Source organism: Neorhizobium phenanthreniclasticum (assembly GCF_040066075.1).
Taxonomy (GTDB): Bacteria; Pseudomonadota; Alphaproteobacteria; order Rhizobiales; family Rhizobiaceae; genus Neorhizobium; species Neorhizobium petrolearium.
The window spans coordinates 58,604-84,553 of the sequence record NZ_JBEAAL010000026.1; the positions used below are offsets into that span (position 1 = coordinate 58,604).

The 25,950-nt window shown below is 62.6% G+C and carries 22 protein-coding genes; 18 read left to right on the forward strand and 4 right to left on the reverse strand.

Annotated features, from left to right (window positions below; genetic code table 11):
• Positions 1 to 1,842 carry an ATP-dependent zinc metalloprotease FtsH gene (ftsH, locus tag ABK249_RS26080; protein WP_200883963.1) on the reverse strand — a complete coding sequence of 614 codons (1,842 nt, stop codon included), beginning with the start codon at positions 1,840 to 1,842 and terminating at the stop codon, positions 1 to 3.
• Positions 1,843 to 2,127: 285 nt separating this feature from the next.
• Here ftsH and ABK249_RS26085 point away from each other — a divergent pair, with 285 nt between their 5' ends.
• Positions 2,128 to 3,186 (forward strand): AI-2E family transporter, encoded by a 1,059-nt coding sequence (locus ABK249_RS26085; protein WP_227704802.1) that lies wholly within the window; start codon positions 2,128 to 2,130, stop codon positions 3,184 to 3,186.
• 100 nt (positions 3,187 to 3,286) lie between these two features.
• Positions 3,287 to 3,751: a YbhB/YbcL family Raf kinase inhibitor-like protein gene (locus tag ABK249_RS26090; protein WP_037152388.1), complete on the forward strand. Its 465-nt coding sequence runs from the start codon at positions 3,287 to 3,289 to the stop codon at positions 3,749 to 3,751.
• 99 nt (positions 3,752 to 3,850) lie between these two features.
• Here ABK249_RS26090 and ABK249_RS26095 read toward each other — a convergent pair whose 3' ends face one another.
• Complete coding sequence (locus ABK249_RS26095) at positions 3,851 to 5,260, reverse strand: helix-turn-helix domain-containing protein (RefSeq protein WP_037152390.1); 1,410 nt, start codon at positions 5,258 to 5,260, stop codon at positions 3,851 to 3,853.
• A gap of 118 nt (positions 5,261 to 5,378) precedes the next feature.
• Here ABK249_RS26095 and ABK249_RS26100 point away from each other — a divergent pair, with 118 nt between their 5' ends.
• The 5 genes from ABK249_RS26100 (at position 5,379) to scpA (ending at position 12,457) form a co-directional block, all read left to right on the forward strand.
• Positions 5,379 to 6,911, forward strand: a complete 1,533-nt coding sequence (locus ABK249_RS26100; protein ID WP_227704804.1) for an acyl-CoA carboxylase subunit beta — start codon at positions 5,379 to 5,381, stop codon at positions 6,909 to 6,911.
• Positions 6,912 to 6,928: 17 nt separating this feature from the next.
• Positions 6,929 to 7,306 (forward strand): hypothetical protein, encoded by a 378-nt coding sequence (locus ABK249_RS26105; protein ID WP_348864468.1) that lies wholly within the window; start codon positions 6,929 to 6,931, stop codon positions 7,304 to 7,306.
• Between the two features lie 4 nt (positions 7,307 to 7,310).
• A complete protein-coding gene (locus ABK249_RS26110; RefSeq protein WP_227704806.1) occupies positions 7,311 to 7,739 on the forward strand; it encodes a DUF3482 domain-containing protein in 429 nt (142 codons plus the stop codon).
• A 4-nt stretch (positions 7,740 to 7,743) separates the two neighbouring features.
• Complete coding sequence (locus tag ABK249_RS26115; protein WP_227704807.1) at positions 7,744 to 9,747, forward strand: acetyl-CoA carboxylase biotin carboxylase subunit; 2,004 nt, start codon at positions 7,744 to 7,746, stop codon at positions 9,745 to 9,747.
• Positions 9,748 to 10,321: 574 nt separating this feature from the next.
• Positions 10,322 to 12,457 carry a methylmalonyl-CoA mutase gene (scpA, locus tag ABK249_RS26120; RefSeq protein WP_348864469.1) on the forward strand — a complete coding sequence of 712 codons (2,136 nt, stop codon included), beginning with the start codon at positions 10,322 to 10,324 and terminating at the stop codon, positions 12,455 to 12,457.
• Positions 12,458 to 12,523: 66 nt separating this feature from the next.
• On the opposite strand, the gene ABK249_RS26125 is transcribed toward scpA, so the two are convergent.
• On the reverse strand, positions 12,524 to 13,459 hold the full coding sequence (locus ABK249_RS26125) for a sugar-binding transcriptional regulator (protein WP_227704809.1): 936 nt from the start codon (positions 13,457 to 13,459) through the stop codon (positions 12,524 to 12,526).
• A gap of 151 nt (positions 13,460 to 13,610) precedes the next feature.
• Here ABK249_RS26125 and ABK249_RS26130 point away from each other — a divergent pair, with 151 nt between their 5' ends.
• From ABK249_RS26130 to ABK249_RS26180, 11 genes are all read left to right on the forward strand, one after another.
• Positions 13,611 to 14,936, forward strand: a complete 1,326-nt coding sequence (locus tag ABK249_RS26130; RefSeq protein WP_415926487.1) for an extracellular solute-binding protein — start codon at positions 13,611 to 13,613, stop codon at positions 14,934 to 14,936.
• Complete coding sequence (locus tag ABK249_RS26135) at positions 14,923 to 15,912, forward strand: ABC transporter permease subunit (RefSeq protein ID WP_348864470.1); 990 nt, start codon at positions 14,923 to 14,925, stop codon at positions 15,910 to 15,912. Before ABK249_RS26130 ends, ABK249_RS26135 begins: the two co-directional genes overlap by 14 nt.
• A gap of 2 nt (positions 15,913 to 15,914) precedes the next feature.
• Complete coding sequence (locus ABK249_RS26140; RefSeq protein WP_037152409.1) at positions 15,915 to 16,835, forward strand: ABC transporter permease subunit; 921 nt, start codon at positions 15,915 to 15,917, stop codon at positions 16,833 to 16,835.
• Between the two features lie 13 nt (positions 16,836 to 16,848).
• The gene (locus ABK249_RS26145) at positions 16,849 to 17,601 is read left to right on the forward strand and encodes a glycerophosphodiester phosphodiesterase family protein (RefSeq protein ID WP_348864471.1); all 753 of its coding nucleotides are present in this window, start codon (positions 16,849 to 16,851) and stop codon (positions 17,599 to 17,601) included.
• On the forward strand, positions 17,588 to 19,111 hold the full coding sequence (locus ABK249_RS26150) for an alkaline phosphatase D family protein (protein WP_348864472.1): 1,524 nt from the start codon (positions 17,588 to 17,590) through the stop codon (positions 19,109 to 19,111). The genes ABK249_RS26145 and ABK249_RS26150 overlap by 14 nt, the downstream gene beginning before the upstream one ends.
• A gap of 23 nt (positions 19,112 to 19,134) precedes the next feature.
• Positions 19,135 to 19,812, forward strand: coding sequence for an HAD family hydrolase (locus tag ABK249_RS26155; RefSeq protein WP_348864473.1), 678 nt, complete (start codon positions 19,135 to 19,137; stop codon positions 19,810 to 19,812).
• Positions 19,813 to 19,912: 100 nt separating this feature from the next.
• Positions 19,913 to 21,046, forward strand: coding sequence for an ABC transporter ATP-binding protein (locus ABK249_RS26160; protein WP_348864474.1), 1,134 nt, complete (start codon positions 19,913 to 19,915; stop codon positions 21,044 to 21,046).
• Positions 21,047 to 21,085: 39 nt separating this feature from the next.
• Complete coding sequence (locus tag ABK249_RS26165; protein WP_037152421.1) at positions 21,086 to 22,219, forward strand: ABC transporter substrate-binding protein; 1,134 nt, start codon at positions 21,086 to 21,088, stop codon at positions 22,217 to 22,219.
• Positions 22,220 to 22,398: 179 nt separating this feature from the next.
• Positions 22,399 to 23,220, forward strand: a complete 822-nt coding sequence (locus ABK249_RS26170) for an ABC transporter permease (protein WP_037152424.1) — start codon at positions 22,399 to 22,401, stop codon at positions 23,218 to 23,220.
• The gene (locus ABK249_RS26175) at positions 23,217 to 24,056 is read left to right on the forward strand and encodes an ABC transporter permease (RefSeq protein WP_081952861.1); all 840 of its coding nucleotides are present in this window, start codon (positions 23,217 to 23,219) and stop codon (positions 24,054 to 24,056) included. The genes ABK249_RS26170 and ABK249_RS26175 overlap by 4 nt, the downstream gene beginning before the upstream one ends.
• Before the next feature lie 7 nt (positions 24,057 to 24,063).
• A complete protein-coding gene (locus tag ABK249_RS26180) occupies positions 24,064 to 25,077 on the forward strand; it encodes a LacI family DNA-binding transcriptional regulator (RefSeq protein ID WP_348864475.1) in 1,014 nt (337 codons plus the stop codon).
• Here ABK249_RS26180 and ABK249_RS26185 read toward each other — a convergent pair.
• Complete coding sequence (locus ABK249_RS26185; RefSeq protein ID WP_037152429.1) at positions 25,074 to 25,949, reverse strand: amidohydrolase family protein; 876 nt, start codon at positions 25,947 to 25,949, stop codon at positions 25,074 to 25,076. The two genes, ABK249_RS26180 and ABK249_RS26185, sit on opposite strands and share 4 nt — an antisense overlap.
• Position 25,950 lies beyond the last annotated feature (1 nt).

Here is a 25,950-nt window from a genome sequence, read left to right on the forward strand (position 1 = left end):
TCAAACCTTTTCCGCGGCGTTGGCCGGAGCTGCCTGCTTGAACGATGCAAGATCGTTCTCGTCCAGCGTCTCCCTGTCGAGCAGCAGCCTTGCGGATTTCTCCAATGCGCTTCTGCGCTCGGTCAGAATGGCAACCGCCCGGTCGAAGGTTTCGTCGACGATGCGACGCACTTCCTCGTCGACCGTCGTGGCGGTCTCGTCGGAATATTCATGCTCCTCCGGTCCGTAATAGGGCTGATCGGTGGCGAGGAAGGAGCGCCGGTCCCTTTCCAGCGCCACGTGTCCGAGCTTTTCGGTCATCCCGTAGCGGGTGACCATGGCGCGAGCGATGTCGGTCACCTTGACGAGATCGTCCGCAGCACCTGTCGAAAGATGATGATAGATGATCCATTCCGCCGCCCGCCCGCCGAGCAGCACGGCCATCTTGTTTTCGAGCTCTTCGCGGGTCATCAGGAAACGGTCCTCGGTCGGGCGCTGGATCGTGTAGCCGAGCGCGCCGATGCCGCGCGGGATGATCGAGACCTTGTGGACGGGATCGACTCCCGGCAGCGCCATGGCGACGAGGGCATGCCCCATCTCATGGTGGGCGACGATCTCGCGCTCCTTGGGGTTGAGCAGCCGGTTGCGCTTTTCCAGCCCCGCGACGATGCGTTCGATGGCGTTGTTGAAGTCCTCCATGGTGACTGCGGCCGCCTTCCGGCGGGTGGCGAGCAGCGTCGCCTCGTTCACCAGATTGGCGAGGTCTGCGCCGGTAAAGCCGGGTGTCAGCGCGGCGATCTCTTCGACATTGACTTCCGGTGCAAGCTTCGCCTTCTTGATATGCACGTTGAGGATCTGGATGCGTCCTACCTTGTCGGGACGGTCGACGAGCACCTGGCGGTCGAAGCGTCCGGCCCTAAGGAGGGCCGGGTCGAGGATTTCCGGCCGGTTGGTGGCCGCAAGCAGCACGAGCCCGGTCGAGGAATCGAAACCGTCGAGTTCCACCAGAAGCTGGTTGAGCGTCTGCTCCTTCTCGTCGTGGCCGCCTGCAAGCGGGCCGATGCCGCGGGCGCGCCCCAGCGCGTCGAGCTCGTCTATGAAGATGATGGCCGGGGCCTTGGAGCGTGCCTGTTCGAAGAGGTCACGTACGCGGGCAGCCCCGACGCCGACGAACATTTCCACGAATTCGGAGCCGGAGATCGAGAAGAACGGCACCGCGGCCTCGCCCGCGACGGCCCTTGCCAAAAGTGTCTTACCGGTCCCGGGCGGGCCGACGAGCAGAATGCCTTTCGGCATGCGTCCGCCGAGCCGGCCGTAGCCGACGGGGTCCTTGAGGAAGTCGACGATCTCCTTCAATTCGTCCTTGGCCTCGTCGACGCCAGCCACGTCCTTGAAGGTCACGCCTGTATCGGACTGGACATAGACCTTGGCGCGGCTCTTGCCGATCTGCATCAGGCCGCCGCCCAGGCCGCCGGCACCCATGCGCCGCAGCATGAACATCCACACGCCGACGAAGAGCGCCACGGGAATGACCCAGGAAAGGAGGTCTCGCAGGAAGGTGTTTTCCATTTGGCCGGTCACCACCACGCCGTATTGCTGGAACTGCTGGGCGAGGTCGGGTTGAACGCGCGTGGTGATGAAATAGGGGCGTTCGTTCTGCGGTTCCTTGTATCGCCCCTGGATATAGTTGTCGGAGACCGACACTTCGGCGATCTTGCCGTCCTTCAGGTCCGTCTCGAACTGGCTGTAGGGTATCTGCGCAACCTGCGTCGCGGTCGTGAAGAGGTATTGGAACAGCATCAGCCCGAAGAAGGCGGCGACCCAATACCAGACGTGGAACTGCGTCTTCTTGTTCATAAGCATCCTCGCTCCGGAATCCGATTTCATGACTGCCCACGGCTTCCGCCACCGCGGATTAATCTAGGGCCAGTGAGCGCCATTATCCACAGCAGCCGAAACTCCGGTAGACTCTGCCGGGTAACCTCTGGTTCTGGAAAATCCCCTACCGGAAGGTGGTGCGCCGTCCTTTGATCTATGTCATGAATGGGGAAGGGAGGCAGTCTCCGCATTTGGCTTGCTCGGAAGGCCAGACCGGCGAAAACATGTGTGATAGGATTGCACCGGCCCATCCGCAGCGGAAGAGATCGCATGCCCGTCCAGCGTATCAGTTTCTATGTGCTCCTCGTCCTGGTGAGCATCGCCTTCATCGCCATCGTCCTGCCTTTCTATTCCGCGATCTTCTGGGCCGTCGTTCTTGCGATCATCTTCTTTCCCCTGCATGCGAGGCTTGAAGCGGGGCTGCACGGGCGTTCGAATGTTGCCGCGGCCATCTCGGTCCTTATCTGCCTTTGCCTCGTTATCATTCCGGGATTGATCGTCCTCAGTTCCCTCGTTCAGCAAGGCAACAACCTCTATCAGCGCATCGACAACGGAGAAATCGACGTCCGGCGGCTTCTCCAGCAACTGCAGGGCGCGTTGCCTCTATTCGTTCAGGATTGGCTTCACAGGCTGGAGTTGAATGGTTTCGGCGAGTTGTGGACTCGCGTCTCCGGCGCGCTCATGCAGGGCGGCGGCTTTTTTGCCGGCAGGGCTCTAAGTCTCGGGCAGAACACGCTTCAGTTTTTCGTCGCATTCGGTGTGATGCTGTATCTGCTGTTCTTCCTGTTTCGGGATGGACGTTCGCTGGCGCGTGTCGTCGGACGTGCGCTTCCGTTGAGCGACGCGCATACCCACCGGTTTAGTTCAAAGTTCATTTCTGTGATCCGGGCGACGGTAAGAGGTAATGTCATCATCGCACTTATCCAGGGATCGATCGGTGGCGTCGCGTTCTGGGCACTTGGGGTTGAGCCGGCCTTGCTCTGGGGTGTGTTGATGAGCCTTCTTTCGTTGCTTCCGGCGGTGGGCGCCGCGCTGGTCTGGGTGCCGACTGCAGCCTACCTCGCGCTCTCCGGGTTCTGGATCAAGGCGGCGATACTGGTGGCGATCGGTGTCCTGGTCATCGGCCTTGTCGACAACCTGCTGAGGCCGCCACTTGTGGGCAAGGAAACCCGCCTGCCGGACTATGTCGTATTGATTTCCACGATCGGCGGGATTTCCCTGATGGGAATAAATGGTTTCGTGATCGGCCCCCTGATCGCGGCGCTCTTCATGGCGGCCTGGGGCATCTTTGTGGAAGAGCAGGACAGGTCCGACACCGAGAGTGGCTGACGCGGAAATAGGCCCGGCTTCATGGAACCATGGATCGGCATCCTTGTTGAGGGATCGCCGGCCTGATCGACAGGCCGCATGATGCATGGAGGAACAGGACATGGCTATGACGCTGACGAGTCCGGCCTTCGCCGAGGGCGAACGTGTGCCGGACAAATATACCCGGCTTGGCGAAAACCAGATGCCGCCGCTGAAATGGAGTGGGGCACCGGAGGGCGCCGGGAGTTTCGCGCTGATCGTCGAGGATCCCGATGCGCCGCGCGGAACGTTTCGCCATTGCGGCATGTTCAACATCCCGAAGGATTGGAGCGAACTGTCGCGGGGCGTCCATGTGAAGTCGAAGGGCGGCGTGCGCTTCTCCCGCAACGACTTCGGCAATACCCGTTATGACGGGCCGCAGCCTCCGAAGGGGCATGGCACGCACCATTACCGTTTCCGCATTGCCGCTCTCGATGTGCCGGAGCTGGAAATGTCGGATATGGCGGACGCGAAATCCATGTGGGATGAGGTGCGCAAGCACACGCTGTCGGAAGCCTCGCTCACCGGCACTTTCGACGTGCATTGAAACACCTCGTCTGAAAACGGCGACCGGCGTTTCACTGACGGCATGCGCAGACCAACCGGCCCAGGCCCGCTGCCGGAATCCGATTGAAGAAAGCGGGCTTCAGCGCAGCTTGTAGGGCGTGGTTTCGCGTATGTTGTGGTCGACGGCGATCTTGCGGCGGAAGGGGGGCACCGCTCGGCTCGTGCAGTTCGGCCGCTCGCAGATGCGGCAGGATATGCCGATCGGATCGAAGCCGGCGCGATCCGCAAGGTTCAGGTCGTCGGCATAGACGAAGGCTTCCGCATAGGAAATCTCGCAGCCGAGCGCCAGCGCGTAGACCGGCTGGTGCGACCGGAAGCCGCCGATGCCCTTGCTCACCTGCGTGGCGAGACAGAGGTAACGCACGCCGTCCGGAGTTTCGGCAAGCTGCCGGATGATGCGCCCCGGCGCCTCGAAGGCCTGGTGCGCGTTCCAGAGCGGACAGGCCGCGCCGAAACGGGCGAACTGCAGCTTGGTGGCGCTGTGCCGCTTAGTGATGTTGCCGGCCCGGTCGATCTTGGCGAAGAAGATAGGCACGCCCTTGAGGCCCGGCCTCTGCAGGGTGGAAAGCCGGTGGCAGACCTGCTCCAGCGAGGCACCGAAGCGCGCTGCCAGAAGCTCGATATCATGCCGGAGCTCCCGCGCCGCCTTGAGGAACGTCTGGTAGGGCATCAGCAGCGCGCCGGCGAAATAATTGTGGAGGCCGATGCGACAGATGTCCACCGCTTCCTCGGTCCGGAAACCCGCATTGCGGGCGATCGTATCGGCGATCGTTCCCGCATGGAGCTGGGCGATCTCCACCGCCACCTGGAAGAGGCGGGTCTGAGCCGGCGCATAGGGGTTCAGCGTCAGCACCCGGGAGGCCGGATCGTAATGGCGGATGGCATGCGCCGCCATCGGCCCGTGCACCACGCGCACGCCGAATGCCTTTTCCAGGTAGTCCGTCAGCAGCGGATGGCTGTCGGCGGCCGGGAAACCGAGGTCGAGCGCCAGTTTCTCTGCGGAGATATCGAGTTCGTGCAGATAGTTGTCAACGAAGTGGAAGAAGTCGCGCACCTCGTCATAGGGCGTGGTTTCGGCCGCAGCCGTCCGCCCCAGCCGGTCGTCCATGCCGGCGAGCTGCTCGCCGTTGCGGCGATAGGCCTGGTGGCAGGTGATCAGCGCGTGCGCCAGCCCCGGCGCGTTCTGGGTTACCAGCTTCAGTTCCTGCAGGCTCGGCTGGTAGGTCTCGAACAGCGGGTCGGACAGCGCCTCGGAAAGAGCGGAGAGAAGCCGGTCCGTCTCTCCGGTCGAGATCTCGGCAATGTCGAGCTGGAACTTGTCGGCGAGCGCCAGAAGCACGGCCGCCGAAACCGGCCGCTGGTTGTTCTCGATCTGGTTGAGATAGCTGGTCGATATGCCGATGCGTTCGGCGAACTGGCTCTGGGTCGCATTGCTCGCGGCCCGCAATTCCCGTACTTTCCTGCCGATAAAGAGCTTTCCGATCGCCATGTTCGCAAATTCGCATTTTCAGGTTTGCGATTTTATAATTCCACAAATGCACGCGTTCAACGGTTTTCTGGAATGGGCCGACGGAATAAGGGAAGAGCGAACGCATTCGGGAGTAGTCATGCGCGCAGTTCTGAACGAGGTGGAGAAGCGACGGGCGGAAGCACGGCTCGGCGGCGGCGAGAGACGCATCGCCGCACAGCATGCCAAAGGCAAGCTGACGGCCCGCGAGCGTATCGATGTCCTGCTCGACGAGGGCTCCTTCGAGGAGTTCGACATGTACGTCACCCACCGCGCGGTGGATTTCGGCATGGCGGAACAAAAGGTGGCGGGCGATGGCGTCGTCACCGGCTGGGGCACGATCAACGGCCGCCAGGTCTATGTCTTCTCCCAGGATTTCACCGTGCTCGGCGGCTCGCTCTCCGAAACCCACGCTCAGAAGATCTGCAAGATCATGGATATGGCGGTCCGCGTCGGCGCGCCGGTGATCGGGCTCAATGATTCCGGCGGCGCCCGCATCCAGGAAGGGGTCGCCTCGCTGGCAGGCTATGCGGAAGTGTTCCGCCGCAATGCCGAGGCGTCGGGCGTGATCCCGCAGATTTCCGTCATCATGGGCCCCTGCGCCGGCGGCGCGGTCTATTCGCCGGCGATGACGGACTTCATCTTCATGGTGCGTGATTCATCCTACATGTTCGTCACCGGCCCGGACGTGGTGAAAACTGTGACCAATGAGATCGTCACCGCTGAAGAACTCGGCGGCGCCGGCACTCATACGAAAAAATCCTCGGTCGCCGATGCCGCCTTTGAAAATGATATCGAGGCGCTGGAGGCGGTGCGTCAGCTCTTCGACTTCCTGCCGCTCAACAACCGCGAAAAGCCGCCGGTCCGGCCCTTCCACGACGATCCGGCCCGGGTGGAGATGCGGCTCGACAGCCTCATCCCCGACAGCCCGACCAAGCCCTACGACATGAAGGAACTGATTTTCGCGATCGCCGACGAGGGCGATTTCTTCGAGATCCAGGAAGCCTTCGCGAAGAACATCGTCACCGGCTTCATCCGGCTTGAGGGACAGACGGTCGGCGTCGTCGCGAACCAGCCGATGGTGCTCGCCGGCTGCCTCGATATCGACAGTTCGCGCAAGGCCGCCCGTTTCGTCCGCTTCTGCGATGCCTTTTCGATCCCCATCCTGACGCTCGTCGACGTGCCGGGTTTCCTGCCGGGCGTCGCGCAGGAATATGGCGGAGTCATCAAGCACGGCGCCAAGCTGCTCTTCGCCTATTCCGAAGCGACCGTGCCGATGGTGACCCTGATTACCCGCAAGGCCTATGGCGGCGCCTATGACGTGATGGCCTCCAAGCATATCGGCGCCGATATCAATTACGCTTGGCCGACCGCGGAGATCGCGGTGATGGGCGCCAAGGGTGCGACCGAAATCCTTTACCGCTCCGAGCTTTCCGATGCGGAAAAGATCGCCGCCCGCACGAAGGAATACGAGGAGCGGTTCGCCAACCCGTTCGTGGCGGCCGAGCGCGGCTTCATCGACGAGGTGATCATGCCGCATTCGTCCCGTCGTCGCATCGCCCGCGCCTTTGCCTCGCTGAGGGGCAAGCAGGTGACGACGCACTGGAAGAAGCACGATACGATCCCGCTTTAGAGGACGGAGGAATAGCCATGGCCACTCTTCCCGACATGACGAAGCATCGGGGCTTTCCCTCCGGCATGCCGGGCACGGGAATCCAGTTCGTCATCCGCCGCGCGAACCCGAAGGGCGTGACGCCGATCAAGGCTCTTCCCCGCCGTGCCCGGCCGGGCTCCCAGGAACATCAGGTCGACGCGGCCTTCCTGCATGCGCTCTGGCACCATTTCGGGCCTGAACCGTTCGAGCGCGGCAACCTCGATGCCGCGCGTCTCAGCCTCCTCTTCGGCCGCGAGGTCGTGCCGGCAGAGAAGGATTTCGGCCCGGCCTCCTATGAGGCGTTATTGATGATCAACGAGAAGACCGCGCGCCAGAGCTTTCCGGAATCTTTCGAAGACGTGATGGAGGTCTAGGGCGATGCGGGAGAAAATCGTCGTCGCTCATCCCCTCAAGGCGAGCATGAGCAGGCTTTTCGATCCGGAGCGCTGGCTCCGGAAAAGGCTGGAAAGGCAAAGGGCGCACCATGCGTTTGGCGATGATCGTCGCAAGCCCGAGTTGACGCCGGAGGAAGTGCGCCGCGATCATTGGCAGATGCTGCGCTTCATGGGCCTTCATGCGCTTGCCGGCGCGCTCATCGGCGCGGGCGTCGGCACTGCGCTCATCCTGTTCGACATTGGCGGTCTTGGCACACTGGTTGCGCGTTCGGCCAATCCCGTCCTTCCCGTTCTCCTTGTGATCGTCCCCTTTGCCTCGATCTTCGGCGGCGCGGCTGCCGGTTCCGCCATTCTCACCCTTCCTTATGAAAAGAAATACCGCGAGGACGATGATCGCGGTCCGGGAAACTGACCTGATGTTCAAGAAAATCCTTATTGCCAATCGCGGCGAAATCGCATGCCGGGTCATCAAGACGGCCAGGAAGATGGGCATTGCGACGGTCGCCGTCTATTCGGACGCCGATCGTGACGCGCTGCATGTGCGCATGGCCGACGAGGCGGTTCATATCGGTCCTGCGCCGTCGTCCCAGTCCTATATCGTCATCGACAGGATCCTTGATGCGATCCGCAAGACGGGTGCGGATGCCGTCCATCCAGGTTATGGCTTCCTGTCGGAAAATGCCGCTTTCGCCGCAGCGCTCGAAAAGGAAGGCGTCGCCTTCATCGGCCCGCCGGTGAAAGCCATCGAGGCGATGGGTGACAAGATCACCTCCAAGAAGATCGCCGCGGAGGCGGGCGTCAACACCGTGCCCGGCCATATGGGCCTGATCGAGGATGCCGGCGAGGCGGTGAGGATCGCCTCTTCGATCGGCTATCCGGTGATGATCAAGGCGTCGGCCGGCGGCGGCGGCAAGGGCATGCGCATTGCCTGGAACGATCAGGAGGCACGCGAGGGTTTTCAGGCTTCGAAGAACGAGGCGAAAAGCTCCTTTGGCGACGACCGGATCTTCATCGAGAAATTCGTCACCGAGCCGCGCCATATCGAGATCCAGGTGCTCGGCGACAGGCACGGCAGCACGCTTTACCTCGGCGAGCGCGAATGCTCCATCCAGCGCCGCAACCAGAAGGTCATCGAGGAGGCGCCGTCACCCTTCCTCGATGCTGCCACCCGGCGTGCCATGGGTGAGCAGGCAGTGGCGCTGGCAAAGGCGGTCGGCTATTTCTCCGCCGGCACGGTGGAGTTTATCGTCGACGGCGCTCGCCAATTCTACTTCCTCGAAATGAACACCCGCCTGCAGGTGGAGCATCCGGTGACCGAACTCGTCACCGGCATCGACCTCGTGGAACAGATGATCCGCGTCGCCGCCGGCGAGAAATTGTCCTTCGGCCAGGACGACGTGAAGCTGAATGGCTGGGCGATCGAAAGCCGGCTCTATGCGGAAGACCCGTATCGCAACTTCCTGCCGTCGATCGGCCGGCTGATGCGCTATCGCCCGCCGGTGGAGGGCCGGCAGGATGACGGCACGGTGATCCGCAACGATACCGGTGTCTTCGAGGGCGGCGAGATCTCCATGTATTACGACCCGATGATCGCCAAGCTCTGCACCTGGGCTCCCGATCGCGAAAAAGCGATAGACGCGATGGGTGCTGCGCTCGACGATTTCGAGGTGGAAGGCATCGGCCACAACCTGCCCTTCCTCTCGGCGGTCATGGGGCAAGAGCGGTTCCGCTCCGGCCGGCTGACGACCGCCTATATCGCCGAGGAATTCCCGGACGGTTTTGCGGGCATCGAGCCGGATGCATCGTCGGCCCGGTCGCTTGCGGCCATCGCGGCATTGATCAATCAGGCGCTTCAGGAAAGGGCGGTGCAGATTTCGGGCACGATCGGCAATCACCGCCGCGTCGTCGGCCGGGAATGGGTGATGGCGCTCGCCGGCCTTACGGAGGCCGTGACGCTCGAAACCGGCCCGGATGGCGCCTCCGTGATCTTTTCCGATGGCGAACGGCTTTCGGTGGCGAGCGGCTGGGTGCCGGGCCAGAGCCATGCGAGTTTCCATGTCGGCAGCGAGTCGATGGGCGTGAAGGTCGATCTCGCCGGCTCCGCCATCCGCCTTCGCTGGCGCGGCATGGACGTGACCGCCCGTGTCCGCTCCCCGCGTGTCGCCGAGCTTGCCCGCCTGATGCCGAAAAAACTGCCGCCGGATACGTCGAAAATGTTGCTGTGCCCCATGCCTGGCGTCATCACGTCGGTTGCGGTCAAGGTGGGCGATTCCGTGGAGGCCGGTCAGACGCTGGCGACCGTGGAAGCCATGAAGATGGAAAACGCGCTGAAGGCGGAGAGACAGGGCGTGGTCAAACGCGTCGCCGCGGTGGTCGGCCAAAGCCTCGCGGTCGACGAACTGATCATGGAGTTCGAGTAGCCAGGGGCAAGTACGGGAGACGAGGACAGAAATGGAATGCCGGATGATAGAATCAAGGACTTGTGGGAAATTTAGCCTCTCATTATCCCCATGATCATGTCCGGTGCCATGCTGTGTCCGTCCCGCATCGGATACACCGGAAGGCGTTCCGGCGGTCCGAAGGACGGGCCGGCGCGGGCGGTGAGGGTAGGACGCGAAACCTCATCGTCCGGGTCCGCGGAAAATGGTCTCCCTCCGGCGACACGGGGGAAGCGAAAAGGTTACGGACCGGCCTTTCGCTTCTGGTGCTCGAACAGCGTGCCGGGCGTGCCTGTGCGGCACACATAGTGGCCCGACGGATGGTTTCGCCGGATTTTTGTCCGTCCGAACACATCGAGAAACCGGCGGCAAAAGACCGTCCGGAAGGGCCAAGGCAGAGGGACCGGAGTCGCGGGCACAAACCGCCGAACGGGGCGCTGAGAGGTGTCACCTAAACTAAAAACTTAAGAGGCAGCTTTCAGCGCCCCGTCCGAACACTAGATAAACCACGGATCGAAAGATCGCGTGTCCAAAGGCGCATGTCGAGGAGCATTCGATGTCCAGGAAGACCGTAAAAGACTGGGAAACACTGGCCGAAAAGGAGCTGAAGGCGTCGCCGGAAACGCTCGTCTGGCACACCGCCGAGGGCATCGACGTCAAGCCGCTCTATACCGCTGAGGACCTCGAGGGCATCGAGCATCTGAACTCGCTTCCCGGCTTCAAGCCCTTCGTACGCGGGCCGCGCGCCACCATGTATGCCGGCCGCCCCTGGACGATCCGGCAATATGCCGGCTTTTCGACGGCCGAAGAGTCCAATGCCTTCTATCGGCGCAATCTCGCCGCCGGCCAGAAGGGCCTTTCCGTCGCCTTCGACCTTGCCACCCATCGCGGCTACGACTCGGACCATCCGCGCGTCGAGGGCGATGTCGGCAAGGCGGGCGTGGCGATCGACAGTGTCGAGGATATGAAGATCCTCTTCGACGGCATTCCGTTGAAGGAAATGTCCGTCTCCATGACCATGAACGGCGCGGTGATCCCGATCCTCGCCTCCTTCATTGTCGCCGGCGAGGAACAGGGCTGTTCGCGGGCCGAGCTTTCCGGAACCATCCAGAACGACATTTTGAAGGAGTTCATGGTCCGCAACACCTATATCTACCCGCCGGAACCCTCGATGCGGATCGTCGCCGACATCATCGAGTATACGGCGAAGGAGATGCCGCGCTTCAATTCGATTTCCATATCCGGCTACCATATGCAGGAAGCGGGCGCGACGCTGGTGCAGGAGCTCGCCTTCACGCTCGCCGACGGCCGCGAATATGTGCGCGCTGCCCTCGCCAAGGGTCTGAACGTCGATGATTTCGCCGGCCGGCTTTCCTTCTTCTTCGCGATCGGCATGAACTTCTTCATGGAGGCGGCGAAGCTTCGCGCTGCGCGCCTGCTCTGGTCGCGCATCATGGAGGACTTCAAGCCGCAGAAGGCGTCATCCCTGATGCTGCGCACTCATTGCCAGACGTCGGGCGTGTCGCTGCAGGAACAGGACCCCTACAACAACGTCATCCGCACCGCCTATGAGGCGCTGTCGGCGGCGCTTGGTGGCACGCAGTCGCTGCATACCAACGCGCTCGACGAGGCGATGGCGCTGCCGACGGATTTCTCCGCCCGCATCGCCCGCAATACGCAGCTCATCCTCCAGCACGAAACAGGCGTTACGAAAGTGGTCGATCCGCTGGCCGGCTCTTATTATGTCGAAAGCCTCACCAACGAGCTTGCGGAAAAGGCCTGGGCGCTGATCGGGGAAGTCGAGGCGATGGGCGGTATGACCAAGGCCGTCGCCGAAGGCCTGCCGAAACGGATGATCGAGGAGGCGGCTACCCTTCGCCAGGCTGCCGTCGACCGTGGCGAGGAGATCATCGTCGGGGTCAACAAATACCGGCTGGAGAACGAGGACGAGCTCGACATTCTGGCGATCGACAATACCGCCGTGCGCAAGGCGCAGGTGAGGCGGCTGGAAGAGGTCCGCCGCCGGCGCGATCCGAGGAAAGTCGAAGAGACGCTTGGTGTGCTTTCCGAGGTCGCCCGTACCGGCAAGGGCAATCTCCTCGAAGCGGCGGTCGAGGCGGCTCGCGCCCGCGCCACCGTCGGCGAAATTTCCGACGCCATGCGAAAGTCCTTCGGCGATCATTCCGCAGTGCCGGAAGTGGTGGGAGATATCTACGGCCCGGCCTATGACGGGGATCCCGAATACAAGACGCTCGTCAGCCGCCTGAGCGGCTATAGCAAGGCGTCCGGCAGGCCGAAGGTCATGGTCGCCAAGCTCGGCCAGGACGGCCACGACCGCGGCGCCAAGGTGATCGCGTCCGCCTTCGGCGACATCGGCTTCGACGTGCTGGCCGGCCCGCTCTTCCAAACACCGGAGGAGGCGGCCGATCTCGCGGTGAAGGAAAAGGTGCAGGTGGTCGGCATGTCCTCGCTCGCCGCCGGTCACAGGACGCTGGCGCCGCAGCTTGTCGAGGCGCTGAAGAAGAAAGGGGCGGACAATGTGATCGTCGTGGTCGGCGGTGTCGTGCCCCGCCAGGACTATGATTTCCTTCTGGAACACGGTGTTTCAGCCGTCTTCGGCCCCGGCACCAATGTGCTGGACGCCGCCAACAAGGTCCTCGACCTGCTTGAGGGCAAGCGGAGGAACATCTGACGGCTCGAGCGGGATGCCGAAAAGTGTGGGCGGTTTTCGGTTAAGATCCCGCTCTAACTTTTTGATCTATCGCGCCAGCATGGCGCGGGCGCTGCCGGCATCGGTGATCAATACGTTGATCAGGCCGCTTTCCGCCACGGCGTGCAGGATCCTGTGTTTGTGCGCCCCGCCGGAGGCGACGATCCGGCAGTCGATCCTGCGGAAATCCGTGAGTTCCGGCGAGAGCACCTGGCGGTTCAGCGGATGGTCGATCTCCCGCCCGGAAGTGTCGAGATAACGGCCCATCAGGTCGCCCACCGCGCCGGCATCTCTCAGGATCGCCTCGTCCATGCCTTCCGGCAGGCCGTAGCGCACCTGCAGCGATTGCTGCGACACGTCGCCGACGCTAAGGTAGGCGACATCCACCTCGCAGATCTGCTTGAACGTCTTCTGGAAGACGCCCTGCGAGATGATCGCGTCGCGCGATTCCGCGCTGTCGGCATAGATCGGCGCTGCAAAATAACGGCATTGGGCGTTCAGCACCTGGGCAAAGCCGCGGACGATCTCGAACGTGTTGATCTCCGAGCCGTGGGTCAGCCCGCCCATCATCGAACGCACCCTGATCTGCGGCTCGTTGAGCGAAGGCATGTGGTGGATTGTCTCGCGCAATGTGGAGCCCCAGCCGATCCCGATCGAGGCGGGCTTCTGCGTCTGGATCAATCTGCCGAGAAAACCCGCGGCACCCCGCCCGAGCACGGAATGAAGCAACCCCGGATCGCTTGGGCTCGGCACCACCACGGCGTCCTTCAAACCAAACCGTTTCCTGAGCTTGGCTTCCAGTTCGACGCTTTCGGAAAGCACGGCATCGAAGCTGATCCGCACCACACCTGTTTCCAGTGCTTCCGACAGAATTTCGTTGACCCGCCGCCGGGTGACGTTCATCCGCTCGGCGATCTGCTGCTGGGTCAACCCTTCCACGTGGTAGAGCCAGGCCGCTCGCACCATCAATTCGCGATTTTCCATCTTAAAGCCCCATTGTGCTCATATGTCACATGCGTGTAACATATGTAACGTAACCCGCTCGTGTCATGGCTAACCCAGAGCGGGAAAAATGGCCAGAACCTAACAGAGGCGGGCCACGCAAGGGGCCCAGGAAACCCAAGGAACCGAAAACATGGCTTCGACATATGTGAAATCGGTGGCCGGCCTGCTTGCCGCCGGCGCGCTGCTGATGGGCGCGACGGGCGCTGCGGCTGCGGAACGCGTCAAGATCGAATGGTGGTATGCGATCTCCGGCAAGCTCGGCGAGACCGTTCAGCAGCTCATCTCGGACTTTAACAAGTCGCAGGACAAGTACGAGGTCGTCGGCACCCACAAGGGCAATTACGAAGAGACGATGGCGGCCATGGTCGCCGCCTACCGCGTCAACCAGCAGCCGGCTATCCTTCAGTCGGCCGAACGCGGCTTCATGACCATGCTGAATTCCGGGGCCATCATTCCGGCCGACGAACTGATGGCCAAGCAGGGCTACAAGATCGACTGGAACGATTTCGTCAAGCCGGTTGCCGGCTTCTATATCGTCAACGGCAAGCCGGCGGCTCTGCCCTTCAACTCGTCGACCCCAATCCTCTGGTACAATGCCGATGCCTTCAAGGCAGCGGGCTTCGATGCACCGGCCGACACCTGGCAGGATCTCGAAAAGCAGCTCTATGCGCTGAAGGAAAAGAAGGTCACCGATTGCCCGATGGCGCTTCCGGGCGACTACCAGTGGAGCCTGATCGAGAACTATTCGGCGATCAATGATCAGCCCTTCGGCACCAAGGCCAACGGTTACGGCGGTCTCGATACCGAATTCGTCTACAACAAGACCTCCGTGGTTGGTCAGGTCGCGCGGCTGAAGAAGTGGATCGACGACGGTGTGTTGAAGATCGCCGGCCAGGGTGTTTCCCCGATCAGCCTCTACACCTCGGGCACCTGCGCCTCGATCATCAATTCTACGGCCAGCCATTCGGCCGTCGAGGCGGATGCCAAGTTCAAGTGGAGCGCAGCTGTCATGCCGCATGAGGAAGGCGTCCAGCCGAAGAACAGCACGATCGGCGGCGCTGCGCTCTGGGCGATCAAGGGCAAGCCGGAGGAGGTTCAGGCCGGTGTTGCAGCCTTCTTCAACTATGTCGCCCAGCCGAACGTTCAGGAATGGTGGAGCAAGTCGACCGGCTATGTTCCGGTGACCAATGCCGCCTACGCCAAGATGAAGCAGGAAGGCTATTTCAAGGATCATCCGACCCGCGAGATCGCCATCGAACAGCTTTCGCGCGGCGAGCCGAACGACAATTCGCGAGGTTTCCGCTTCGGCAACCATAACCAGGCGACGGCGATCCTGCTCGAGGAGATGCAGGCGGTCTGGACCGGCAAGAAGACGCCGCAGGAGGCTCTGGACTCTTCGGTCAAGCGCGGCAATGAAATCCTGCGCCAGTACGAGAAGCTCCATGCCGGCAAGTGATGCCTTGAGACTGGACGAGGGCGCGGCGACGCGCCCCCGTTTTCCGTTGCTGCCCTGGTTGGGTTCGCTTGTCGGGTCGTCCGAAACCGGGCTCAAGGCATCGCATTTCCGGCGGCCCTGGCTGGCGGCGGGCCTGGTTGCTCCGCAACTTCTGATCCTGCTCTTTTTCTTCTTCATTCCGACTTGGAAGGCGCTGTCGCTTGCCTTCGTGCAGGTCGATCCGTTCGGCGGGACGATGATCTTCGTCGGGCTGGATAATTTTACGACCCTGTTTTCGAGCCCGGAATATCGCGACAGCGCGGTGCTTACCCTCTGGTTCACCACCGTCCAGTCCGTCGTCACGCTTCTGGTCGCCGGTCTGCTCGCCTTCGCCACCGATCAGGTCATGCGCGGCAAGGCGATCTACAAGGGCGTCATCCTCCTGCCCTACGCCATCGCGCCGGCAATTTCGGGCGTGCTCTGGGCCTTTCTCTTCAATCCGACGGTCGGCCCGCTGGCGCACATGCTGCATGACCTGGGCTTCGCCTGGGACCCGAACCGCCGGCCCTTCGATGCATTGCTGCTGGTCTCGGTGGCGGCGGTCTGGAAGCATATCTGCTACGACTACATCTTCCTTGTCGCGGCCTTCCTCGCCGTACCGGCTTCCGTCATCGAAGCCGGCGCGATAGACGGCGCCCGGCCGGTAAGGCGCTTCCTGACGATCACGCTGCCGATGGCCGCGCCGACGATCTTCTTCCTGATCGTCATGAATTTCGTCTACGGCCTCTTCGAGACCTTCGGCATCATCGACACGATCACCCATGGCGGCCCGGCCGGCAGCACCAACACCCTGGTCTACAAGGTCTACCAGGATGGTTTCCGTCAGCTCGACCTCGGCTCGTCGGCCGCGCAATCCGTGGTGCTGATGGCGATCGCCATCCTTTTCACCGTCCTGCAATTCCGCGCCGTCGAGCGCAAAGTCAATTACCAGGTGTGATCATGGTCGAACGTCACATTGGTCTCTCCATCTTCTGTCATGTGGTGCTGCTGCTTGGCGCCGCCGCGGTCGGCATGCCGCTCTATTTCGCCTTCGTCGCCGGTTCGCTGACGGTCGGTGAGGTGCAGCAGGTGCCGTTCCCGCTGCTGCCGGGTGAACATTTCGTCGAAAACACCATAGGTGCCTGGAATGAAGGTGATTTCGGCCAGCTCTATATCAACTCCCTCATCGTCACGGTCGGCATCGTTGTCGGAAAGCTTGCGGTCTCGATCATCGCCGCGTTTGCGGTCACCTACTTCCGCTTTCCCTTCCGCATGACTGCCTTCTGGCTGATCTTCATCTCGCTGATGCTGCCGGTCGAAGTGCGCATCATCCCGACCTACGAGGCGGTGGCGGATGCCGGCGGGCCGCTCCGCTCCTTCTTCCAAGCGATCGGCCTGACCGGTTTTCTTGCCAACACCACCGGTTACCAGCTGGATGCGGCGTTGCAGTGGAACATGGTCAACACCTATGGCGGTTTGATCCTGCCGCTGATCGCCTCGGCCTCGGCGACTTTCCTGTTCCGCCAGTTTTTCCTGACCGTGCCGGACGAGCTCTGCGAGGCGGCGAAGCTCGACGGTGCCGGGCCATTGAAATTCTTCCGGGACGTGCTTCTGCCGCTCTCCAGCGCCAACATCGCGGCGCTGTCGATCATCCTCTTCCTTTACGGCTGGAACCAGTATCTCTGGCCGCTGCTCTTCACGACCGAGAAGGAAATGTACACGGCGATGATCGGGCTGAAGGACCTGATCCCGGTGGCGGATGCGCAACCGGCCTGGAACATCGCCATGGCGGCTTCCTTCTTCGTCATGGCGCCGCCCGCCCTCGTCATTCTGCTGATGCAACGCTGGTTCACCAAGGGTCTGGTGGATTCAAGCAAGTAAGGAGGTATTTCCGATGCCCACACCCATCATCGTCGGCCATCGCGGCGCCCGCAATCTCTGGGCCGAGAACAGCCTCACCGGCTTTCGCAATCTGCTTGCGCTTCCGGTGGAATCCGTCGAGTTCGACGTGCATCTGACCGCCGCGGGCGAGCTTCTCGTCATCCATGACGCGACGCTCGACCGCACGACGGAACGCACCGGCCGCGTCGCTGATCTCGCCGCCGGCGAATATCGCTCGGTCATCCTCAAGGGCACGGACGAGCGCATCCCGACGCTTGCCGAAGTGCTGGAAATCTACGCCCCGACCGGCCTCGAACTGCATGTGGAGCTGAAGGCCGATGCCGATGGCAAGCCCTACGAAGGCCTCGAAACCGCCGCTGCTGCGGAGATCGACCGCTTCGGTCTTGCAGACCGTTCCTTCCTGACGAGCTTCAACAGCGACGTCCTGAAGAAGGTCGGCGAGGTAGCGCCACATATCCGCCGGCTCTCCTCGCTCAGCCACAAGTCCGTCGAGGCCCGAGGTCTGCGGCAGTCGGTCGAAGCCATGCTGCGGGTCTCGGATGTGCTTGCCGTCGAAAAGGCATTGCTGTCCGAGGAATGGGATCTGCTCTCGGCGCTGATTCCTGCTGAAAGGCTTGGTGCCTGGGTGCCGAACGACCTGGACGACCTCTCATTCTGGCTGAAGCAGCCGATCCGCCAGATCACCACCGACCGGCCGGATCTGGCCGTCAAGGCACGCGAAGGACTACTTGATGCTGCGCATTGACCGGCGGAGCTTCCTGGCAAGCGGACTGGCAGCGGCGGCCGTCTGGCGGCCGCTCGGGTCCGCGCGTGCGGAAAGCTTCAAGATCGATCCGTTCGCGCTCGGCGTCGCATCGGGTTCGCCGAGAACCGATAGCATCGTGCTGTGGACCCGGCTGATCCTGGAGGATGCGTCGGCGGCCGTATCCGCCGATCCCTTCGCGCCGGCGCCGCAGTCGGTCGCCGATCCGATCGACGTGGAATGGATGGTGGCCGAGGACGAGGCGTTTTCCAAGCCTGTCCAGTCCGGCCTCGTCCGTGCCGTGCCGGAATTCGCCCATTCGGTGCATGTGGAGGTGAAGGGGCTGCAGCCCGGCCGCTGGTATTTCTACCGGTTCCGTTCGGGAGATGCGGAAAGTCCGGTCGGTCGCACCAAAACAGCGCCCGAAAGTACCGATGCCTTCCGTTTCGCCTTCGCTTCATGCCAGCAATACGAGCAAGGCTTCTACAGCGCTTATGGCGACATGGCGGGAAAAGACCTCGATCTTGTCGTGCATCTCGGCGATTACATCTACGAGCGGAGTTATGGCGTTGAACTGGTGCGCAAGCACGGAACCGGCGTGCCCTCCATGCTCTACGAATACCGCGACCGCTATGCGCTCTACAAATCGGACCCGCAATTGCAGGCGGCGCATGCAGCCTTCCCCTGGCTTGCGGTCTGGGACGATCATGAGGTCATCAACAACTATGCCAATGATCGCGCGCCGGACGCGCCGGCTTCGACGGCCTTTCTTGCCCGTCGCCGCGCCGCCTATCAGGCCTGGTTCGAGCACATGCCGGTACATCCAAGCCTTGGCAATGGCTTCGACGCGCTGCGCATCTACGATCACCATCGCTTCGGTAATCTGCTCGGACTGACGCTGCTCGACACGCGGCAATATCGCTCGCCGCAGCTCCAGGGGGCTGCCGCCGGGGATCGACCTGAACGAACCATGCTCGGCCCGGTGCAGGAGGAATGGCTCGGCAAGACGCTTGCCGGTTCCCAGGCAAAGTGGAACGTCATCGCCCAGCAGACCCTGCTGTCCGAGCGCGACACCAAGGCGGGTCCTGAGACGGGCTACAATCTGGATGGCTGGGATGGATATCGCGCGGCGCGCGGCCGTCTCCTCGATGCCGTGCAGTCGTCTGCCGTTCGCAATCCCGTGATCATCGGCGGCGACCTGCACGCCTTTTATGCGGCTGACGTGAAGCGCGACTTCGCGGACGAAAAGGCAACGCCCATCGCCACCGAGTTCGTCGGCGGCTCGATCACGTCCGATGCACCGTCCGAAAAGAGCCTTGCCACGGCGCTTGCCGAAAACCCGCACCTCAAGTTCGCCTCGGACAAGCATGGCTATGCCATCATGCGCTTGAATGACCGGTCGACCGAGGTGGATTTCGTCGGCATCGCAGACCGCAAGCAGCAGAATTCTCCGGCCAGCGTTTTCCAGAGCTTCGCCGTCGCCGACGGTGCAGCCGGCGTCAACCGGCTCTGACGCACCACTGAAATTGGACTCCCATGCAGATTGATCTTCTGATTTTCGATTGTGACGGCGTGCTGATCAACAGCGAGCCGATCGCCAGTCGCACGCTTGCCAAAGCCTTGCAGAATGCCGGCGCTTCCATCACCGCGGAAGAGGTCCTGATCCGCTTCACCGGCAATTCGCCGGATGTCATCCGCCGCATCTGCGCCGATGAACTCGGTCTTGAAAACCTCGATGCGGTGTTTGAGGCCTGGCATCTCGACATCTATCCGGAATTCGCCCGCTCATTGGAGCCGATGGCGGGCATGGAAGAACTCGTCCGGTCGCTGTCGTATAAAAAATGCGTCGCTTCCAACAGCTCGACGGACCGGCTGTCGAAGAGCCTCGGCCTGCTCGATCTCTGGCACGCATTTGCGCCCTCGGTCTTCAGCTCCGACAGGGTGGCACGGCCAAAACCGGCGCCCGACCTTTTCCATTTCTGCGCCAAGGCCTTTGCCGTCGATCCGAAGAATTGTGTGGTGATCGATGACAGCAGCCACGGCATTACGGGGGCGAGGGCCGCGGGTATGGTGCCGATCGGCTTTGTCGATCCTGCCGACCCGCGGCCTGACCGTGCCCAGGTTCTCAAGGAGGCGGGGGCTGCTCTGGTGGCGACCGGAGCCGGGGAACTGGAAAAGGCGCTCGCCCGCCTCGAGGCGCTGCAGGCCGTCTAGGCCAGTTCGAAAACAAACAACGCCGCTGTCATCCGCCTGTAAAACTCGCGCCTTAAGAAATCGCCAGCAAGATTGCACGGCTGTGCAAGAAGGGGTTTCGATGGAGCGGGGCGGATTTCTGGAATTGCGCGGTGTTGCGAGCCGTTACGGTTCCACGCAGGTCCTGGCCGACATCGACCTGTCGATTTCGAAAGGCGAGTTCGTGGCGCTGCTCGGATCGTCCGGCTGCGGCAAGACCACGCTTCTGAGATTGTTAGCCGGCTTCATCGGCCCGTCGGCCGGCGAGGTGAAGGTGCGCCATCGCGACGTGACGCACCTGCCGCCGGACAAGCGCGGCATGGCGCTGGTCTTCCAGTCCTATGCGCTCTGGCCGCATATGACTGTTGCCCAGAACATCGGCTACGGACTGAAGCTGAAGGGCGTGCCGCGCACCGAGATCGCCACCCGCGTCGCCGCGATGCAGTTGCTGCTCGGCCTCGACGGGCTGGAGGCGCGCAAGCCTTCGGCGCTGTCGGGTGGCCAGCGTCAGCGCGTAGCGCTTGGCCGGGCGCTCGCCGTCGATCCGGAAATCCTGCTGCTCGATGAGCCGCTGTCGAACCTCGATGCCCGCATCCGCCTGACGGTCCGTCACGAACTCCGGGCGCTGCAGAAGCGGCTCGGCATCACGGCGATCCACGTCACCCATGACCGCGAGGAAGCCATGGTCATGGCCGACCGCATCGTCATCCTGAACGCCGGGAAGATCGCACAGCAGGGAACCCCGGAAGAGGTCTACAACCGTCCGGCCTCGGCTTTCGTCGCCGCCTTCATGGGGGTCGAGAACGTGATCCACCTCGATGGAGTGCGGGTGGGCGGCCAGTTCGTGATCGCCGAAGGAGCGGCCAACGCAGTGGCCGGCGTGCCGATTCTCGAGCGCTCGCTGACCTCCGGCCCCGTCGAAGCCCGGTTCCGCCCGGAAGCCGCGCGCCTCCTTGCGGAAGGCGAGATCGCGACGGTTGGTTCCGGCATTACATTTCGGGGCGAGGTCGCTGCCGTCAGCTATCCCGGCGGCCATTGGCGCCATGTGGTCCGGATCGGGCAGACCGAGATCATGGCCGATGGGACCCAGGCCTTCGAGCCGGGTGCCCGCGTCGCCGTCCATGTCCCGGCGGAAGCGCTTTTCCTTTTTAATGCGCCGGCGAATGAGCCGGCCTCCACCGTTTCCCGGGCACCGTCCGGGAAAGTTTACGCCTGACTTTTTGAAACTCGACTTTTCAGCTCACGGAGAACACCCATGAAGAGAATGTCTTACGCGGCCTTTGCCGTCGCTTTCGCAGCCCTTCCGCTCCATGCGGAAGAGCTGACGGTCGCGACCGCCGGCGACCAGAACATGGTCGATTACATCAACCAGTATCTTGGGCCCCTTTTCGAGAAGACCTATCCGGGCAATACGGTTCGCGCCGTCGGCACGGGCCCCGGCGATGCCGGTTCGCAGAAGATCCTCGAGCGCTTCGACGCCCAGGCTGCCGCCAAGGCGGAAAAGTGGGATGTCGACGTTGCCGTCGTGCACGAGAAGTTCGCCGGCCCGATGGTTGCCAAGGACTATCTCGCCAAGTATCGCGGTGACATCGACACCGGCAAGCTCGTCACCCGCGCCAATGCGAAGATGGCGCTCGGCGCCAATGTCGACGGCTATGTCATGCCGATGTTCAACAGCCAGACGGCGATCGCCTACAATCCCGATCTTGTTCAGAATCCGCCGAAATCCTATGCGGAACTGGCCGAATGGGCGAAGGCCCATCCGAAGCAGTTCGGCTACAACGGCATCAAGGGCGGCGCTTCGGGCGTCAGCTTCGTCATGGGCTGGATCTATGCCTTCGGCGGCGGCGATGCCAACACGCTGATGAACGGCCCGTTCAAGGAAGAGGAAACGAAGAAGTGGGATGCGGCCTTCAAGAGCCTCGCCGACTTCACCACCAATGCGACGCTCACCCCCGGTAATGCCGGAACGCTCGATCTGCTCTCCCGCGGCGAGATCGCCATGGGTCCGGTCTGGGTCGACATGTTCTATTCCTGGCAGGCGAACGGCCAGCTTCCGCCGACGCTGAAGCTCATGCTGCCGGCTCCGGGCATGCCGGGCCAGCCGATGCACTACGTCATGCCGGAAAAGACGGCCCACAAGGACCTGGCGGAAAAGTTCATCGCGCTTGCCACCAGCCCGAAGGTCCAGGCCGAAGGCATCGTCAAGCGCTTCAACTGGTATCCGGGCATCGATGCCGACAAGGTGAAGGCCGAGCTCGACGACGCCACCTGGAACAAGCTCTTCGTGGACATCACGCCGGAAGACCTTGCCGTCAAGGGCAAGCCCTTCCCGATCGCGCCCTATAACAACGCGATCCTGGAAGCCTACGAAAAGTCGGTCAAGTAAGCGGCGCAGCGTTCGGCCTATGCCCCTCACCCTAACCCTCTCCCCGCAGGCGGTGAGAGGGGACTTGCCCCGCTCGAATGTCGAGTGGGCCGGAGAGGGCGCCGCGTTGGTCCTTCTCCCCGCTCGCGGGGAGAAGGTGCCGGCTGGCGGATGAGGGGCAATTCCATCGAGTTCGAAAAATGTCCAGACGCCTTCTCGGTCTCCTCCTCGTGCTGCCCGCGCTTGCGGTGATCGTCCTCCTGTTCATCCTGCCGCTCGTCATGTCGGCGGTCGGCGCCTTCCAGGTGGAGGGGGCATTCGGCTGGGGCAATTTCGCCAAGACCTTCGACCTCTACACGAAGGATATCGTCTTTTCCGTCGTCATCATCACGCTGTCGACGGTGCTGATCGGCATCGCCTCGATTGCGATCGGCGGTTATCTGACGCTCGGCGAACATCCGGTCGCGGTGGCGATCCTGCGCTTTCTCTATCGCTGGCCGATGTTCATTCCGTTCATCGTCGTCGGGCAGATCCTCCGCACCTTCCTCGCCAAGAACGGCATGATGAACAACACTTTCATCAGTCTCGGCCTGCTGACCCCGCTCGATGCCCAGAGCTTTCTCGACTGGCGCGGCATCGTCATCGCCTTCGTCTGGAAGCAGACGCCTTTCGTGGCGCTGCTCGTCGCCGGCGCCATGGCTTCGGTCAACCGCGATACGATCGAGGCGGCCCGCAATCTCGGCGCCTCGCGCTTGCGCGTTCTCATCGAAATCCTCGTGCCGCAGGTAGCGATGACGCTGACCGTCGGCCTCATCCTCTCCTTCGTCACCATGATGTCGGTGCTTTCCGTGCCTCTGATGATCAACGCCCAGTCGCCGACCATGCTGACCGCCGACATTGCTTTCCGCGTCAATTCCTACGGGGATTACGGTGTCGCCAATGCGCTTGGCCTCGTCTCGCTCGTGCTCGCCTCGTCCGTTGCGTGGATTTACCTGCGCGCCAGCCTCAAGGAACGCGCATGACCGCCTCCGTCGTGACCGGCCGCCGCAATCCTCTCGCTGCCCTCTGGTGGGTGCCGCGCGGCATCGTCTTCGGGCTGATGGCCTTCTTCATCTTCGGCCCGCTTTTCAACATGCTGCTCTGGACGGTGGCGGAAAAGTGGTATTTTCCCCATAGCTTCCCGTTGGAATACGGTTTCGGCTCCTGGGCAAAAGTGTTCGCACCGCGCGGCGGGGCGGTGGAGTCGCTGACCAATTCGCTGATCGTCGCGCTTCTGACCGTCGTCGTCTCGTTGCTTCTGGCAATTCCGGCCGGCTATGCACTGGCGCGGCTGAAGCTGCCCCTGAGAGGGTTGATCCTGCTTGCCTTCCTGATCCCGCAGGCGTTCCCGAACCTGACGGTCTACGTCAATGTCGCGCGCATCTTCTACGAAATCCGCTTGAACGGCACGATACCGGGCGTGGTGCTGGTGCATGTCTCGCATGGTCTCGTCTATGCGGTCTGGATCGCAACCGCCGCGTTTTCCGCCATCGACGTGGAGCTTGAGCAGGCGGCGCGCAACATCGGCGCCGGTGCGATGCGCACCTTCCTGGACGTGACGCTGCCGCTTGCCGCACCCGGCCTGATGGCAAGCGCCATCTTCGTTTTCCTGGAATCGCTCGATGAATTCACCGGCAGCTATTTCGTCGGCGCACCGGACGTGAACATGCTGCCCTTGCTGCTTTATACCGCAGGCGCCGGCGGCAATTACCAGATCGCGTCGATCACTGCCCTCCTGTTGCTCGTTCCGTCGCTGGTCTTCATGGCTGTCGTCGAGCGCTTCCTGAAGGCGGACGTCCTTTCGCGCGTGGGACATTGAGGAGAGCATGAAGGACGAAAAGAGAATGCGCTTCGTCAGCGCCGAACAGGTTGCCCGGCTCGCCGGAGTGTCCCGCTCGGCGGTCTCCCGCACCTTCACGCCGGGCGCCAGCGTGGCGCCTGCGACGCGCGAAAAGGTCCTGCGTGCGGCCGATGAGCTGGGCTACCACGTTAACGACCTGGCGCGCGGCGTGCTCGCCAACCAGAGCCGGCTGGTGGGCATCGTCGCCACCAAGCCCGAACTCGGCTTCCGAGCCCATCTGACCGCAGCGCTCGCCAAGGCGCTGATCAGACGCGGCAGCATTCCGATCCTCATCAATACCGGCCAGGCGGAGGAGGAGTTGCTCGCCGCCCAGAAGATGCTGATCGGCCATCGCGCCGAGGCGACGATCATTCTCTCCGGCTCGCCGCCGGCGAGCTTCTTCGAGCTTGCCCAGCGAAACGGCCAGCCGCTCGTGGTCATCGGCCGCTCGGAACCCGACGCCGACCATGTCCGTGCTGGCAATTCCGAGGCCTCGCGCAACGCCGCCACCGCCTTCTTCGCCGCCGGCCGCCGCCGGCTCGCCGTGATCGGGTCCGGGTCCGGCACGCCGAGCATCATGGAACGCGAAAGCGCTTTCCTTTCCGCGGCCCGTGCGCTGGGCGCCGAGGTGACGGTGGCAAGGGGGCCGGATTCGGACTACGACAGCGGCATTGTCGCGGCCCGTGAGCTGTTCCTGTCCGATGAGAAGCCGGATGCGGTCTTCTGCGCCAACGACCAGATCGCCTTCGGCCTGATGGATTTCGTCCGCACCGAACTTGGCCTGCGGGTGCCGGATGATGTGGCGGTGATCGGTTTCGACGACGTGCCGGAGGCGGCCTGGCTGAGCTACGGCCTCACGACTTTCAGGCAGGACCCGGCGACCATGGCGACCCGCGCCGTCGAGCTTCTGGAGCGTCGGCTTGAAAACCCCGATGCCGCGCCGGGCTACGAACGGGTCATTCCCGAGCTTGTGATCCGGAAGAGCTTTGTCCCGACCTAAATCTTCAAAAGCTTGCGGGCGTTTTCCTTGAGGATCAGCGGCCGCACCTCGTCCTTGATGGCGATATTGGCGAAGTCGGACAACCAGCGGTCCGGCGTGATCGCTGGCCAGTCGGAACCGAACAGCATTTTGTGCTTCAGCAGCGAATTGGCATATTGCACGAGGATCGGCGGGAAATATTTCGGCGACCAGCCGGACATGTCGATATAGACGTTCGGCTTGTGGGTCGCGACAGAAAGGGCCTCCTCCTGCCAGGGGAAGGAGGGGTGTGCCAATATGATCGGCATGTCGGGAAAATCGACCGCCACATCGTCGAGATGGATCGGGTTGGAGAATTTCAGCCGCATCGCCATGCCGCCCCGAAGCCCGGCGCCGACGCCCGTCTGGCCGGTATGGAAGAGCGTGATCGCGCCTTCCTCCTGGATCGCCTCGTAGAGCGGATAGGCCATCCGGTCGTTCGGATAGAACCCCTGCATGGTCGGGTGGAACTTGAAACCCTTGACGCCGAATTCGCGCACCAGCCGCCGCGCCTCTCGGGCGCCGGCCTTGCCCTTGGCGGGATCGATCGAGGCAAACGGGATCATGATGTCGCTGTTTTCGGCGGCGATCCTTGCCACTTCCTCGTTGTCGTAGCGGCGGAAGCCGGTTTCCCGCTCCGCGTCGACCGGAAAGATTACACAGCCGATCCTGCGCTCGCGGTAATAGGCGGCGGTTTCCTGCACGGTCGGCAACATGCCCTGCGCTCCGGCGGGATTCCTGAAATATTTCGCCATGCCGGCCTGGAACTCGTCATAACCGTCGTCCCGCGGGCCGCAGCAGGGCTCCTCGGCATGGGTGTGGATGTCGATGGCGATCAGATCGTCGATATTCAAG

Bases quoted from the DNA above. Each gene is read 5' to 3' on its own strand.
- ftsH (WP_200883963.1), bottom strand. From the start codon at position 1,842: ATGCTTATGAACAAGAAGACGCAGTTCCACGTCTGGTATTGGGTCGCC.
- ABK249_RS26085 (WP_227704802.1), top strand. From the start codon at position 2,128: ATGCCCGTCCAGCGTATCAGTTTCTATGTGCTCCTCGTCCTGGTGAGC.
- ABK249_RS26090 (WP_037152388.1), top strand. From the start codon at position 3,287: ATGGCTATGACGCTGACGAGTCCGGCCTTCGCCGAGGGCGAACGTGTG.
- ABK249_RS26095 (WP_037152390.1), bottom strand. From the start codon at position 5,260: ATGGCGATCGGAAAGCTCTTTATCGGCAGGAAAGTACGGGAATTGCGG.
- ABK249_RS26100 (WP_227704804.1), top strand. From the start codon at position 5,379: ATGCGCGCAGTTCTGAACGAGGTGGAGAAGCGACGGGCGGAAGCACGG.
- ABK249_RS26105 (WP_348864468.1), top strand. From the start codon at position 6,929: ATGGCCACTCTTCCCGACATGACGAAGCATCGGGGCTTTCCCTCCGGC.
- ABK249_RS26110 (WP_227704806.1), top strand. From the start codon at position 7,311: ATGCGGGAGAAAATCGTCGTCGCTCATCCCCTCAAGGCGAGCATGAGC.
- ABK249_RS26115 (WP_227704807.1), top strand. From the start codon at position 7,744: ATGTTCAAGAAAATCCTTATTGCCAATCGCGGCGAAATCGCATGCCGG.
- scpA (WP_348864469.1), top strand. From the start codon at position 10,322: ATGTCCAGGAAGACCGTAAAAGACTGGGAAACACTGGCCGAAAAGGAG.
- ABK249_RS26125 (WP_227704809.1), bottom strand. From the start codon at position 13,459: ATGGAAAATCGCGAATTGATGGTGCGAGCGGCCTGGCTCTACCACGTG.
- ABK249_RS26130 (WP_415926487.1), top strand. From the start codon at position 13,611: ATGGCTTCGACATATGTGAAATCGGTGGCCGGCCTGCTTGCCGCCGGC.
- ABK249_RS26135 (WP_348864470.1), top strand. From the start codon at position 14,923: ATGCCGGCAAGTGATGCCTTGAGACTGGACGAGGGCGCGGCGACGCGC.
- ABK249_RS26140 (WP_037152409.1), top strand. From the start codon at position 15,915: ATGGTCGAACGTCACATTGGTCTCTCCATCTTCTGTCATGTGGTGCTG.
- ABK249_RS26145 (WP_348864471.1), top strand. From the start codon at position 16,849: ATGCCCACACCCATCATCGTCGGCCATCGCGGCGCCCGCAATCTCTGG.
- ABK249_RS26150 (WP_348864472.1), top strand. From the start codon at position 17,588: ATGCTGCGCATTGACCGGCGGAGCTTCCTGGCAAGCGGACTGGCAGCG.
- ABK249_RS26155 (WP_348864473.1), top strand. From the start codon at position 19,135: ATGCAGATTGATCTTCTGATTTTCGATTGTGACGGCGTGCTGATCAAC.
- ABK249_RS26160 (WP_348864474.1), top strand. From the start codon at position 19,913: ATGGAGCGGGGCGGATTTCTGGAATTGCGCGGTGTTGCGAGCCGTTAC.
- ABK249_RS26165 (WP_037152421.1), top strand. From the start codon at position 21,086: ATGAAGAGAATGTCTTACGCGGCCTTTGCCGTCGCTTTCGCAGCCCTT.
- ABK249_RS26170 (WP_037152424.1), top strand. From the start codon at position 22,399: ATGTCCAGACGCCTTCTCGGTCTCCTCCTCGTGCTGCCCGCGCTTGCG.
- ABK249_RS26175 (WP_081952861.1), top strand. From the start codon at position 23,217: ATGACCGCCTCCGTCGTGACCGGCCGCCGCAATCCTCTCGCTGCCCTC.
- ABK249_RS26180 (WP_348864475.1), top strand. From the start codon at position 24,064: ATGAAGGACGAAAAGAGAATGCGCTTCGTCAGCGCCGAACAGGTTGCC.